Below are 14,271 nucleotides of genomic sequence, written 5' to 3'. Positions count from 1 at the left end.
ATGAAACGTATATTTCCACTGATCTGTCTGTCCCTGCTATTGGCAGGGACAGGCTATGCCCGGACAGGCAGGCAACAGTCTGCCCATAAAGAAAAAACCGGTATCAACCTTTCCCTTTGGAAGAATCTTTCCACACAGCGTACAGATACGGTCGGAAGCACATTCTTCAATCTCGGTATCTTCTCGGCGATGAACCGTTTGAACGGCTTGGGAGTAAATGTTTTGGGAGCTGTTACGGGCAGAGACATGAACGGAGTTCAAATCTCCGGTATATCCAATATGGTGGGTGGAAGTATGCGGGGCGTACAGGTAGCGGGCATCACCAATATCAACGGCAATAACCTCAGCGGTCTGTCCGTTTCCGGCCTTGTGGGCATCACGGGTAATCACGCACGGGGAATGGTCTTCTCCGGCCTTGCCAATATCACGGGCGATAACAGCAACGGAATGATTGTAGGCGGCTTGCTGAACATTACAGGCGAAAAGACTGCCAGCGTACAGCTTTCAGGACTCGCCAATATATCGGGCGGTAATTTTTCCGGTGTCACCATATCCGGCCTGCTGAATGTGGTGGGCGATGATATGAAAGGGCTCCAGATTTCCGGTCTGGGCAATATTACAGGCGGTACGTCTGCCGGCGTGCAGCTCTCTCCCCTGAATGTAGCCGTCCGTGCCAAAGGCCTTCAGATAGGTTTGGTAAACTACTACAAGGAGAAGCTGGACGGTTTCCAACTGGGACTGGTCAATGCCAACCCGGACACCAAAGTACAGATGATGTTTTTCGGCGGCAACACCACGAAACTGAACCTTGCAGCCCGCTTCAAGAACAAACTGTTCTATACCATCCTCGGTGGCGGTACGCATTTCCTCGACTTCAGCGATAAGTTCTCCGGTGCGCTTTTCTACCGCGCCGGACTGGAATTGCCCGTCTGCAAGCAACTGTTCATCAGCGGCGATTTGGGATACCAGCACGTAGAAACCTTCAAGAATAAAGACTATGGCTTCCCTGCCCGCCTCTATTCTCTCCAAACCCGTATCAACCTCGAATACCGTCTGACGGCAAAATTAGGAGTATTCGTTACGGGCGGTTACGGTTGGGACAGATACTACAACAGAAATGCCAACTTCGACAAGGGAGCCATTGTAGAAGGCGGTGTGGTATTATTCAAATACTAATCCGTGCCTGAAAAGCCAGGCAATGCAAGCACCGGAACATACAGCCATATCAGAAAATCTCCTTTTCTTTGATAAATCCCGTTCTATATGCCACCAGCAACTTCTTCAAATCCTGAATCTGCGTCACGAGCTGCTTGCCCTTATCGGTATCCTTCACCATCATACGCTGCGAGTTGAATTCGATGACGAAAGTTGTGGACTTGATATCCTGTCCCTCTTCAATCGCTTTCTGACGGCTCTGGAACGGGTCATGCTGCACCAACTGCATGCCGTGCGAGTGATATACCAGCGTATAGCCCGCAATACCCGTTTCGGGCTGATAGGCTTTGGAGAAACCACCGTCAATCACCAGTAACTTTCCATCAGCCTTTATGGGGCGCTCGCCTTTAATCGTCTTCACCGGCACATGTCCGTTGATGATATGCGAATGAGGTCCCGGCTCCACCCCGAACTCCGCCAGGATATTGTCGCAAATATCCGCACGGTTGCGAAGCGTGTAGTAATAACCTTTATTCTCTTTATGCAATGCCTTGTCGGCTATGAAGTAACGCTCGAAAGTAGCCATCTTATCCTTGTCGAAAGAGGGCGCATCCGGGCCGCACCACATATACCACATATAATCCAACGCAAAATTCTTCTCCTCCGAACCATCTTCGTCAAAGTAGGCGGTACGGATAAGCTGGTCGGTCTTTTGCAGCAGTTTATGTCCCCAGTACTCTTTCTTGCCGATACGTACATGCTTGAAACTTCCGTCCTCATTCAGGGGCACGGATGCGTGATAAAGCAGGTTGCTGTTGCACACCAGATACATGCCGCCGTACGTAAACAGGCAACGCATATGCTTCTTCAGTTTCTCGCTGTTCATGAACGAAGCATGAATCTTTTCAACCAGCTCCCTTTCTTCATCCGTCAGGCGATACGGGTCGGCAGGGTCAATAGTCGGGAAATTGGCATCGCGCAGTTCGTATTCTTTGCCTTCGTACACAAATACGCCCCGTTCAAAGTCAATCTTGTGCAGCAGTTTCCGGTTGTCCATGTCAAACTCCGGACGCCGGTTTATAATCTCCGCTTCCAGTTTGAACTGGATTATCGTAATCGCCTTGTGCATCTGCGTAATCAGCCGCAGTGTCTTTTCGTTGTAATTGGCATCGGCAAAGTTCATCTTCGGAGCAAAGATAGTGCAAGGATCATCCGCATAGGTATCCATTGCGAAGGTAGCCAACGGCAGCAGGTTGATGCCGTAGCCGTCTTCCAGTGTCGCCAGGTTGGCATAGCGCATGGACATACGGATAACGTTCGCTATGCAGGCGTCATTGCCCGATGCGGCACCCATCCACAGTATATCATGGTTGCCCCACTGAATGTCGAAATTATGGTAGTCGCAAAGCGTATCCATGATGATATGTGCACCCGGACCACGGTCGTAGATATCGCCCACGATGTGCAGCGAGTCGATTGTAAGCCGTTGGATAAGCTTGCACATGGCAATGATAAAGTCATCCGCACGCTTGGTCGAGATAATCGTACTGATAATGACGTTGATATACGCATGCTTGTTAGGTTCTACGCTGGACTCGTGCAGCAACTCCTGAATGATATAGGAGAACTCCGCCGGCAAGGCTTTACGCACTTTCGAGCGTGTGTATTTGGAAGATACGTTCTGGCAGACTTTCACCAATTGGTTCAGGGTGATGAGATACCAGTCGTCCAGATCCGTTTCCTGTTCCTTTATCAACTGCAACTTCTCTTCCGGATAATAAATCAGCGTACAGATTTCCTTCTTTTCGCTTTCGCGCAGCGTATGCCCGAAGATTTCATTCACCTTCCGCTTTACCGCACCCGAAGCATTCTTCAATACATGCTGAAAAGCCTCATACTCTCCATGAATATCCGTAAGGAAGTGTTCCGTACCTTTAGGCAGATTCAGAATAGCTTCCAGATTGATAATTTCCGTACTGGCATCGGCGATGGTAGGAAAACTGCGCGACAACAGTTGCAAATAGCGTAAGTCGTTGACTATACTTTCCGGAGTAATAGTTCCCATGATACGATTTATGATTTTAGATTTATGATATATATTCAATTATCAGCAATTAAGCCCTCTCTGTCATTTCTCAATTTTCAATTCTCAGCTCTCAATTCAACAGGAACATCAGCAGCACCTGCGCTATGATTACCCGCAGGAACATACACATCGGATACACCGTTGCATAAGCCACCGACGGATTATCGCCCGGAATGGTGTCGTTGGCATAATTCAGCGCCATCGGGTTGGCCATGCTTCCGCACAGCATACCTGCCATGGAGCCGAAGTCCACCTTCATCCATTTAAAGGCAACCACTCCCACTATCAGCACCGGAACAACGGTCAGCACGAACCCTGCAGCAATCCACAGCAGACCTTCCGGACGGAACACCGTATCAAAGAAATGCGCTCCGGCATCCAGTCCCAGACAAGCCAGGTAGAGCGACAGTCCCAATGCACGGAGCATCAGGTTGGCGCTTCGTGTGGTGTAGGTTATCATGTGCATTCTCGGCCCGAACGTACCAATCAGGATACCTACGATAATCGGTCCGCCGGCAAGTCCCAGCTTCACCGGAGCACTGATGCCCGGCAGGGAAATGGGAATCGCACCCAAAGCCAGACCCAGGATGATACCGATAAACACCGCTACCAGATTCGGTTCTTTCAGGCTCTTGATGGCATTTCCCAATACTTTTTCCACATTCTGGATGGCGGCAGCCTCACCTACCACTGTCAGACGGTCGCCCAACTGCAAGGTCAGTTCCGCGGTGGCAAGCAACTGCACGCCGCTACGGTACACACGGCTGATGTTGATGCCGTAATGATTGCGCAGGTGCAGCGCCCCCAGTTTCTTTCCGTTCAGTTCGGGACGTGTCACCACGATACGCTGCGAGATGAGCTGGCTGTCTATGGCATTCCAGTCTATATCCTCTTTGTTCCAGTCGGTATGTTCCTGTTCACCGAACAGTACGGTCAGTGCCGGAGCATACTTCTCCGAAGTCACCACCAGCAAGCGGTCTCCTTCCCTGATTATCTTCTCGGAAGTGGGGATGCTTACATTGCCGTCCCGCCACAGACGGGAGATTACGAACTTCGGATAATTCAAGCCGCCTATCTCCTTGATGCTTTTATCGAAGATGGCCGGATTGTGTACTTGAAACGCCGCAATGTAAGTTTTGTTCGCATCGTCCTTCTCTTTCAACTCCAGATCTTCCTTACGCGCCAACGCCTTGCGTATTATCAGCACGGCAAAAATAACGCCCACTACCCCCAGCGGATATGCCACGGCACATCCCAAAGCCGGCGTACTGGCTTCCAGCCCCATTTGCTTCAATGTCTGCTGTGCCGCACCCAGCGCCGGCGTATTGGTGGTAGCGCCGCAGAGGATGCCCACCATGTCCGGCAACGAAATATTCAGGGTATAACTGCCCAATACGGTCATCAGCGTACCGAGGAGCACTACTCCCAGCGCCAGCATATTCAACTGTACCCCGCCCTTGCGGAAAGAGCTGAAAAAGCCCGGCCCCACCTGCAGTCCCAGTGCATACACAAAAATTATCAGTCCGAAACTTTCCGCATAGTTCAGCATCTGCGGGTCGATGGACAGTCCGAAATGTCCGGCAAGAATACCGGCAAAGAAAACAAACGTCACGCCGAGGGAAATACCGCAAATATGTATTTTCCCCAACCCTAATCCGATAGCGGAAATCAGCGAGAGCACCACCACCGCCTGCAAAGCGGAGTGTTCGACAAACAAACTATATAGCCATTCCAAAGTGTTACGGTTTTATCTACATTTAGAAGTGCAAAGATAGGAAGTTCCGCGAAGCCTAAAAAAAGAAATGCAGGAAATTCACGCAAAGCTCCTCATTTCCCGCCTTTCACTTGTGCAAAACATCTTTTATCACTACATTCACGGCATGAAACGCCTTATCATACCTATTATATGTATGCTCCTGTCGCTGGCGGGATGCCATGAACGTAAACCGCTCCCCAGCCTTGAGTTCGCGGACAGCCTGCTGACCGATGCCGGCGATAAATCCGGAGCTTTGCGCATCTTCCTGCAAATCGAAGAGCAGCTGCAAAGCCGGCAAGACCCTTACAATAAAGGGCTTCTCTACGAACGCATCGGCAGTATATACTACGGACAGATGAATTACGTCCGCGCCTACCACTACTTCAAGCAGGCCAGAGAAAATTTTCAAGTATCCGACAGTCTTCGTAAGGAAACGGAAGCCACGCTTGATATGGCAGCCTCATCCTACCGCCAGAAAGATTTGGAACGTGCCATCAGGCTGTATTCGGCTGCCCTCGACCTGGCCGACGAACAGACAGACGAACGTCTTGCCGGAGCAGCCCTCAGCAACCTTGCCTCCCTTTATGTAAAATCGGGCAGAAAACAAATCCCCCAGGACCTGCTGTTACGCATCGAACAGTCGGCACGCAAGGCATCCCGCTACGGCCCCCACACCATGATAGACGTCCAGCTTCTCAAACACCGTACGGACAGCGCGCGCCACTACCTGCAACTGGCAGAGGCGCAAGACAATGACGTGCTCGACCTGGCCGAACTGCAATACACAGCCTACCGGATAGAGGCCCTCTCCGGAAACTTCCGGAAAGCGACCGACCATATACACCGCTATATCTACCTCACGGACTCCCTCACCCGCTCCACCATGCAGGTCTCCGCCGGTATAACGGAGAAAGAGTATTTCCAGGAACAATCCGCCTTTGCCGAATACCGGATGAAGAACCGCATCTTCTGGGAAACCACCGTTATCTGCGGCATATTCATCCTCGCCGGAATAGCCGTTTATATCATCCGCCAGCGCCTGCGCATCCAGCGCGAACGCAACGACCGCTACCTGCTGCTGGCGGAAGAGGCCCGTGCCGAATACCGGGCGCTCACCCGGCAACTGGAAGGACGGCAGAACACGGAAAAACGGCTGAAAAGCCTGGTTGCTTCCCGCTTCGACATCCTCGACAAACTCGGAAAAACCTATTACGAACGCGAGAATACATCATCGCAACAGGCAGCCATGTTTCAGGAAGTAAAACGGATAATCACCGACTTCTCGGAAAACAGTGAAATGCTCCGGGAACTCGAACAAATGGCAGATACCTGCCATGACAACGTCATGCAGAAACTCCGGCAGGACTTTCCGGCAATGAAAGAAAATGACATCCGCCTGCTCTGCTACATCTTCACCGGATTCTCCCCGCAGGTAATCAGCTTGTTCACGAAAGAGAGCGTGGCAAACATATATGCCCGAAAATCCCGGTTGAAGTCGCGCATCAAAGCAGCCGGAACGCCCCATACCGACCTGTTCTTATCCCTTTTCGGATAGATGTCAGAGCCGTGTTAGAAAAAAACAAAGCCTCATTTCATAATACACTGTAAAACAGTAGCATAAAAACATACCTGTTAGATTTACACATTCAAATCGTAACTCCCGGAAGAGCCGTATTCACTATCTTTGCAACCGGAACAACGATTAAAAATGTGTAAGAATATGAAGAATAAGATTATTTTTTTAGTATGTGCGGTCTTCCTGACGATAGCATGCGAAAAGGAACAGCACACAGGAAAAGAAAGCCGTGTAAGCGTAACCGTTTATGACGAAAACGGAAAAGCGATGCCCGGCATTCCCGTAAAGATGTATGACGAAAAAGACTACAAGGCATTCGAGCAAGATAACCTCACGCCTCCCACTGCCGGCGCAACCGCCAATGCGCAGGGTATCGCCCTGTTCACGCTGCCCGGCGAAGTATGGTTCTCCGGACAATCGCAGCGCTTCCTGACATTTGTCGTACAGGAAGGCGGCGGTCCGGACAACTACCGTATATGGTCCGTCGGGAAAACGATAGATGCCGGAAAAAACATACAGCTTGAAATCCGCCTGACTTCCGCCCTCACCCCCGGAGAAGAGCAGCCGGAAGACAAAGGAACACTCATCGGGCTGTCCATTGCACAGCCGCCTCATAAAATAGCATATACTTTGGGAGAACCACTCAATTTGGACGGACTCCTGCTGACCGGCGTATATAGTAACGGCAAAGAATATCCCGTCACTATAACTCCGGAACAAGTCAGCGGCTTTTCTTCCGATGCTCCGGCAGACCGGCTGGTACTGACCATCGGCATAGAAGACCGTCAGGCAACCTTCACCGTCAGCATTGCTCCCATCCGCGTACAGGAAGGCGTACTGACAGAAATATATAAAGGATACAGCGAAATCACCCTTCCCCCACACGTAACAGCCATTGCACCGGAAGCCTTTATGCAGAACAGGCAAATCACCAGAGTCGTGATGAACGAGGGACTGACTTCTATCGGCGAAATGGCCTTCTTCAACTCCGGCATACAGGAAATCGTATTCCCGTCCACCTTGCAGCAGCTTGCGCCGGATTTGTTCTACTACTGCGACCGGCTGAAACGGGTCGACCTCTCGCACACCCAAATCACCCGGATTCCCGAAAGCGCTTTCGCATGCTCCGGAGTAGAAGAAGTATTACTACCGTCTGCACTCACAGCCATCGGAACACAAGCATTCATGATGACGGAACATCTGAAATCCGCAGTAATCCCCCAAAGCGTCACACATATCGGTATGGAAGCATTCCGGGGAAGCGGCATCACCACTGTACAACTTCCCAACAGCATCTCCACCATAGAAGCACGTGCCTTCTACCTATGCCCCAACCTGACGGAAGTATCCGCATACGGTCCTGCCTCAAGCAACCATCCGGATGCCGTAATCAAAGAGCACTACCTTGTAGGCTGCCCCAACCTTGCCCGCTTTGAAATTCCTCAAAGCATAAGCATCCTGGGGCAAGGCCTGATAACCGGCAACCCAAAGGTACATACACTGACCATTCCCGCCCGTGTCACCCGCATCGACTTTTCCGCTTTCGACAACACAGGCATAAAAGAGGTCATTGTAGAAGCCCTCACACCGCCTGCCACCTCCGAGGGCGAATGGTACGGATTTCCGGAAACCATAACAAGCATTTCCGTACCCGCACAAGCCGTCGAAGCCTACAAAACGGCCGAAGGCTGGAAAAAGTTCGCGGATAAAATCAGGGCACGCTCCTAAGCAAACCCGAGCCCGGCATTAGACTCTCTCTTTAACATTATAAGAGGTCGTGCAAAATGCACTTGATTTTTTTCAGGCACGGAAATACAAATTACACGGAAAACACGGATTTTCTTTATTCTTCTTCCGTGAATTCCGTGTAATCCGTGTTTTCCGTGCCCGAAAATATACGCTGCTCCCTTAGAATCTGTATGCAGCTCCTATATTGATAACCCCCTGGTCGAAATCGCTTACCAGCTGGTATCTGAACTCAAAATTCATCGCCCAGTTACGAGGCAGTGCAAATTCCGCTCCCGCTCCCAGATTTACACCGAACCGGCATTCGTTATGATTGCCGTTATCGTCGATATGCACATGGCCTTCGTCCATATCAATATCAAAGTCGTGCATGTCGAACATCCAGTTGGACAATGTCAAACCGAACAACGGATAAAGCTTAACGCTCTTGGCCACCGGAAACAGATAGTGAAAATTCACGTTCAAATCCAGCATGCTTACATTGTCATTCTCGAAGAAATAGTTGAAAGACGGCTCTATACGGATAGGATTGGTAATATTGTACTGATACTTGATACCCAACCCGATACTTTCGATTTCCGTTCCGTAACTCAGGCCAAAACCTATCGCCTGTTTTCCTTTCTGTGCATGGGCACTACCCAACAGCACAAAAAGCAATCCGAATAAAGTTAATACTTTTTTCATACGTTCATTTTTTATTAATTTATTTAAGTTAGAGTGTAATATTCGGCAAAATTAATGTTTTAATTCTATTTAGGAAATAATACGCATTATATATTTCATACGCCACAACCGCCCGGATTTTGATTATCTTTGCATGCTGAATATACACCTATTTTATAATATTATTTTATTTATTGCGAAAAAGAAATGAATTTACTTTTATTGAACACTCCCGCCACCGGTGGGAAACTCGAACAGGCATTGGAAAAACTGATAGATTTTGGAATGGATGCCGGCAAGGACATATTAATCGCCATTTTAATCTATGTAATCGGACGTTTCATCATCAGGCAGATAAGCGCGTTGGTAGCCAGAATACTCGAAAAGCGGAAGATTGAAACCAGCGTGCAGACCTTCCTGAAGAGCCTGATAAAGATTCTGCTGAATATGATTCTTGCCTTTGCCATCATCGGCAAGCTCGGTGTGGAAACCACCAGCTTTGCGGCGCTGCTTGCATCCGCAGGTGTGGCTGTGGGTATGGCGCTTTCCGGAAACCTGTCCAACTTTGCCGGCGGACTGATTATACTTATTTTCAAGCCGTTCAAGGTAGGCGACTACATAGACGGACCGGGAGTAAGCGGCACGATAAAGGAAATACAGATTTTCCATACCATACTGTCCACCCTCGACAACCGTATGATTTATGTGCCCAACGGAAGCCTCAGCGGCAATGCTGTCACCAATTACAGCAAGCAGGACAAGCGCCGTGTCGAATGGGTGTTCGGCGTAGAGTACGGCGAGGATGTGAAGAGAGTAAGAGCCGTGCTGCAACGCATCATCAATGCAGACAGCCGCATATTGGACACCCCCGCCCCCCTCATCGTCTTAGGTTCACTGAGCGCAAGCAGCGTCGACATCACGGTACGCGTATGGGTAAAGAGCGCCGACTACTGGAATGTACTGTACGATATCAACGAAATTGTCTACCAGACATTCAATGAAGAAGGTATCGGATTCCCGTTCCCGCAACTCACCGTACATCAGTCGAAAGAGTAAGAAAAAAACAGAGGATGTTCCCCAAGCACTGCGTTCTGCCGCAGTCGGGAAACATCCTCCTTAAATATCCTCTTCAAATATCACCGGCCCGGTTCAGGCCAGGCACCGGCTCATTCCTTTCCGCCGGCAACTATCTTCCATGCCCCGGCACTCAGCACCGCACCGATAAACGGGCCTACAATGAAAATCCACAACTGGCTCAAAGCCTCTCCACCCTGAAAGAGCGCAGGGCCTATACTGCGAGCCGGATTAACCGAAGTACCGGTATAACGGATGCAGGCCAAATGTACAAGTACCAAAGAGAGACCTATGGCAAGTCCGGCAAAATTACCGGCGCCCTTCTTGGCATCGGTAGTGCCCAATACCACCAGTACAAACACAAATGTAAACACAATCTCGGCCAGTAGGGCGCCCGTTACGGAAACTCCTTCCTGGCAGGCATTGGCGCCTGTTCCGCTCACACCCGAATTGGAAGTCAGCACCCAAAGAACGGCAGAACCTAAAATAGCTCCTATTACCTGAAACAGCATATACATGCCGGCATCCTTTCCGCTCATACGACCGGAAAGCAGGCAACCGAGCGTTATCGCCGGATTAATGTGGCAGCCCGAAACGCCACCGATAGTATAGGCCATAGCCACCACCGACAATCCGAAAGCAAGCGCCGTACCTATTACCGTGGCCGCCAGATTAGGGTCGGCCGATGTGCACGACAGACTGACTGCCGTGCCGCAGCCCATAAGAACGAGAACCATGGTTCCCAGCATTTCTGCAATGTACTTTTTCATAACATCAATTTATTAGATTAAACTTAAGGCATCCCGATATACCTTATATATAAGGCAGCGTAACCGGATACCAACGGTACAAATATAAAATTTAAGCAGCATTTATTCACGCTTTAACATAAAAAAAGAACTCAATTATTCATTATAGCGGAAAAATCATTCATAAATTCCTTTAATCATTTTTTAACAATATCGGCTTACGGCTTTATCAAATTACAGTTATAACTTTGCATGTGATTAAGGAAAGGAAGCCACTCCTTGCCCAATATTTACAGAACGAATTACAAAATGAAAAGCCAAACCAAGAAAATACTCAAAGTGTCCGGTATCATACTGGGAGCACTCACAGCCGTTGCAGGCATACTGATTGCCGTAGTTCTGAATTTCATATTCACTTCCGAGAAGCTGACTCCCATAGTATTGGAAGCCGCCAACCGCAACCTGAACGCCAAGCTGGACATGAAAAGCGTGGAGCTTACCTTTTTCTCAACATTCCCCCGCTTCGGAGTGCAACTGACCGACGGAACCCTGGTTTCCAAAGCCATCCGCGACACGCTGTGGCAACGGACCGACACCCTGGTATCATTCAAAAAGGCCGTAGCGGTGGTCAACCCCATGGACTACCTGCGGCAACAGAAAATCAGCATCCACCGCCTGGCACTGGAACATGCCGACATCTATGCCTATAAAAACAAAGACGGCATTGCCAACTGGGACATCACCGTTCCGGATACGGTACAGTCCGCCTCTTCACCTGCCGGAGACGCCATGAACATCAACGAGCTCGACATCCGGCAAATTTCCATCCAGCACGCCACGGTAACCATGGACGACCGCGACACACGCATTTTCGCCAACCTATGGGACACAGACCTTACCCTGAAAGCCAATATGAAGAAAGGCCATTCCATGCTGGCGGTAGATTTCCGCAACAAGAACCTTCTCTTCTGGCAAGACGGGCAGTTGTTGGCAAACCGCATCGCCACCCACCTGCGCACCGACCTTGAACTGAATACCGCCCGGCACTCCCTGCTCCTGCACGATGCCATGATTGACATCAACGGTACGAAATTGGGAGTAAAAGGAACCGTACGCCGCGACACCGCAGCCCAAGCGCTCGACGTCGATTTGCAATACGGACTGCACACCCCCTCACTGGAAACCGTACTGCACATGATTCCGGAGAGCATCCTGAAAAAGGCGGAAGTATCGGCAGGAGGAGAAGTAAGTTTCATCGGCACGCTGAAAGGCATGTACGGCAAGCAGAAGATGCCCCTTGCCACGCTGGACATCAGGATAAAAGATGCTTTCGCCAGATACGCCGGGCTGCCTTACGGCATAGACAAGGTAAACGCCGACTTTTCCGCCCGGATAGACCTCATGCGGAATACCCCCTCTTGCCTGAACCTGAAAATCTTCCAGCTCAAAGGCGCCGACACCGACATATTGGCCGATATGAAAGTGGACAACCTGCTCACCGACCCGGACATCACCTTTCATACCCGTTCCACTGTCGACCTGAATACGCTGGCGCAGATTTTCCCTCTTCAGGAAGGCATCGGCATGGAGGGAAAGATGAATGCCGACCTGAAACTGCGTTGCCGCCTGTCCACCCTCAAGAAACAGGATTGGGGACGGATAAAGGTTCAAGGCAAAATCAGAACGGACAAACTCGTGCTACGCCATACCCAAAAGAATTTCGAGTTCACAAGCAACGCTACGCTGGACTTTGCCGGCAACGAATGGCTCGGAGGGCGTGTTGAAATCAAGGATATGACGCTCCGCTCACCTGCCCTGAACTCAGCCACGGAAAGCTTTACGGCGGCAATCAGAACCTATCCTACCCAAGACACGCTGCGCCCTGCCAAGACGGAATGCAAGATAGAGATGAACAAGTTGAGAGTATCCCTGTCGGATTCGCTCGACCTCTTTTGCGGAAAATCATCCGCCCGCCTCAAGCTGCAACCCGGAGAGCACAACCCTGCCAATCCGCAGATAGGGCTTGCGCTGGAAGCGGACACACTGTTCTGCCGCATGGGCGACGCCCGCCTGGGAATGGACAAAGCAGGCATCGGAATAACAGCCGAGAAAGTACGCGATTCGCTGTGGACACCCAAAGGCATCATCGGTTTCCACCGCATGGCGTTCCGCACCCCGGAATGTGCGCTTCCCATACAGGTACAGAAAACTTCCGTCACGGTAAACAACCGCGTCGTCACCCTGCGCAATGCCACCATGCGCATCGGCAAATCCGATATCACCGCCACCGGTTCGATTCACGACCTGTACGGCGCCATGCGGCATCACAAGCTTCTGCGCGCCAAATTGGACGTATCGTCCGAACAGTTGGACTGCAACCAGTTGATACGGTCGATATCGCTCCCGTCGGATACACTGGCTGCGGAAAGCGATACGGTCTCCACCGAAGTAAAGTTGTTCGTCATCCCCAAGAACCTGGATTTTGAACTGCAGACCGATTTCAGGAAAGTCTATTACGAGAAAGTCACATTCAACGATGTCCGCGGAGCTGTGGACATCCGCAACCAGTCCGTCTACCTGAAACAGCTCAGCATGAAAGGCATGGGTTCCGACATGAACACCACCCTCGTCTATCAGGCAAAATCTCCGGAAGAGGGATTTGCCGGTTTCGACTTCCGGCTACACAACATCAACATTGGGAAGCTGGTAGACTTCGCCCCTTCCCTGGACACGATTGTCCCCATGCTGCGCTCATTCGAAGGAACGGTCGATTTCAATGTGGCTGCCGCCGCTTCCCTGGACTCCGCCCTGAACATCAAAATCCCCACCATGCGGTCGGCCATTCATGTCAAGGGAGACAGCCTTGTCCTGATGGACGGTGAGACTTTCGCCGAAATCTCCAAAAAATTCTTCTTCAAAAACAAGAAAAGAAACATGATAGACAGCATATCCGTAAACATCGGCATCAAAGACGGAAATGTAACCGTCTATCCGTTCGAAATATCAATGGACCGTTACAGAGCGGCGGTAGGCGGCACACAAGGGCTGGATATGAAGTTCGACTATCACATCTCCATCCTGAAATCCCCCATTCCGTTCAAACTGGGCCTGAATATATCCGGAACTCTGGACGATATGAAGTTCAAGCTCGGCAAGGCTCGCTACAAAGATGCGGTCACACCGGCAGAGGTACATAAAGTCGATAGCGCGATAGTCAATATGGGGCAGCAGATTGCCGAGGATTTCAAAAAGATTATGAAAAGGTAAATTTTCAGCGAATCGCTAAAAAAACAAAGAAGGAATGCCGAAAGATGCTTGATATTTTTTTAGGCATGGAATACACGGAAAACGCGGATTTTCTTTATTTTTTCCGTGAAATCCGTGTATTCCGGCTCAGCGGAAATATCTGGTTGGTAAGTTTTAAAATTAGCTATCTTTGCTTACCTTTGTTTTATGAAACCCGCAC

General features: G+C 50.2%; 9 protein-coding genes. 5 read left to right on the top strand and 4 right to left on the bottom strand.

Features of this window, described 5'->3' with window-relative positions:
- Entirely contained in the window at positions 1–1,176 is a 1,176-nt protein-coding gene (locus AB5903_RS16410) for a hypothetical protein (protein WP_005655241.1), read from the top strand.
- A 49-nt stretch (positions 1,177–1,225) separates the two neighbouring features.
- Here the strand turns inward: AB5903_RS16410 and AB5903_RS16405 are convergent, their stop codons facing one another.
- Both AB5903_RS16405 and AB5903_RS16400 read right to left on the bottom strand, forming a co-directional pair.
- Entirely contained in the window at positions 1,226–3,220 is a 1,995-nt protein-coding gene (locus AB5903_RS16405) for a fructose-bisphosphatase class III (protein WP_005655240.1), read from the bottom strand.
- Between the two features lie 91 nt (positions 3,221–3,311).
- The gene (locus AB5903_RS16400; RefSeq protein ID WP_005655239.1) at positions 3,312–4,976 is read right to left on the bottom strand and encodes a putative transporter; all 1,665 of its coding nucleotides are present in this window, start codon (positions 4,974–4,976) and stop codon (positions 3,312–3,314) included.
- 67 nt (positions 4,977–5,043) lie between these two features.
- Between AB5903_RS16400 and AB5903_RS16395 the strand changes: the two genes are divergently transcribed.
- Together AB5903_RS16395 and AB5903_RS16390 are read left to right on the top strand one after the other, a co-directional pair.
- Positions 5,044–6,552, top strand: a complete 1,509-nt coding sequence (locus AB5903_RS16395) for a tetratricopeptide repeat protein (protein ID WP_368118038.1) — start codon at positions 5,044–5,046, stop codon at positions 6,550–6,552.
- 165 nt (positions 6,553–6,717) lie between these two features.
- A complete protein-coding gene (locus tag AB5903_RS16390; RefSeq protein WP_368118037.1) occupies positions 6,718–8,301 on the top strand; it encodes a leucine-rich repeat protein in 1,584 nt (527 codons plus the stop codon).
- Positions 8,302–8,481: 180 nt separating this feature from the next.
- Here AB5903_RS16390 and AB5903_RS16385 read toward each other — a convergent pair whose 3' ends face one another.
- Positions 8,482–9,003: a porin family protein gene (locus AB5903_RS16385; RefSeq protein WP_005655236.1), complete on the bottom strand. Its 522-nt coding sequence runs from the start codon at positions 9,001–9,003 to the stop codon at positions 8,482–8,484.
- Between the two features lie 186 nt (positions 9,004–9,189).
- Between AB5903_RS16385 and AB5903_RS16380 the strand changes: the two genes are divergently transcribed.
- Entirely contained in the window at positions 9,190–10,038 is an 849-nt protein-coding gene (locus AB5903_RS16380) for a mechanosensitive ion channel family protein (protein WP_368118036.1), read from the top strand.
- Positions 10,039–10,148: 110 nt separating this feature from the next.
- Here the strand turns inward: AB5903_RS16380 and AB5903_RS16375 are convergent, their stop codons facing one another.
- Positions 10,149–10,826 carry an MIP family channel protein gene (locus AB5903_RS16375; RefSeq protein ID WP_005655233.1) on the bottom strand — a complete coding sequence of 226 codons (678 nt, stop codon included), beginning with the start codon at positions 10,824–10,826 and terminating at the stop codon, positions 10,149–10,151.
- Between the two features lie 288 nt (positions 10,827–11,114).
- On the opposite strand from AB5903_RS16375, the gene AB5903_RS16370 reads away from it, so the two are divergent.
- Positions 11,115–14,072: an AsmA-like C-terminal region-containing protein gene (locus AB5903_RS16370; protein WP_368118035.1), complete on the top strand. Its 2,958-nt coding sequence runs from the start codon at positions 11,115–11,117 to the stop codon at positions 14,070–14,072.
- Positions 14,073–14,271: the final 199 nt, after the last annotated feature.

Origin of the sequence: Bacteroides sp. 2201st1_D9_2201SCRN_220225 (genome assembly GCF_040928965.1) — a bacterium.
In the GTDB taxonomy this organism is placed as follows: domain Bacteria; phylum Bacteroidota; class Bacteroidia; order Bacteroidales; family Bacteroidaceae; genus Bacteroides; species Bacteroides stercoris.
The sequence above is the reverse complement of the archived record's forward strand: the minus strand, read 5'-3'. Positions and strand labels throughout refer to the sequence as shown.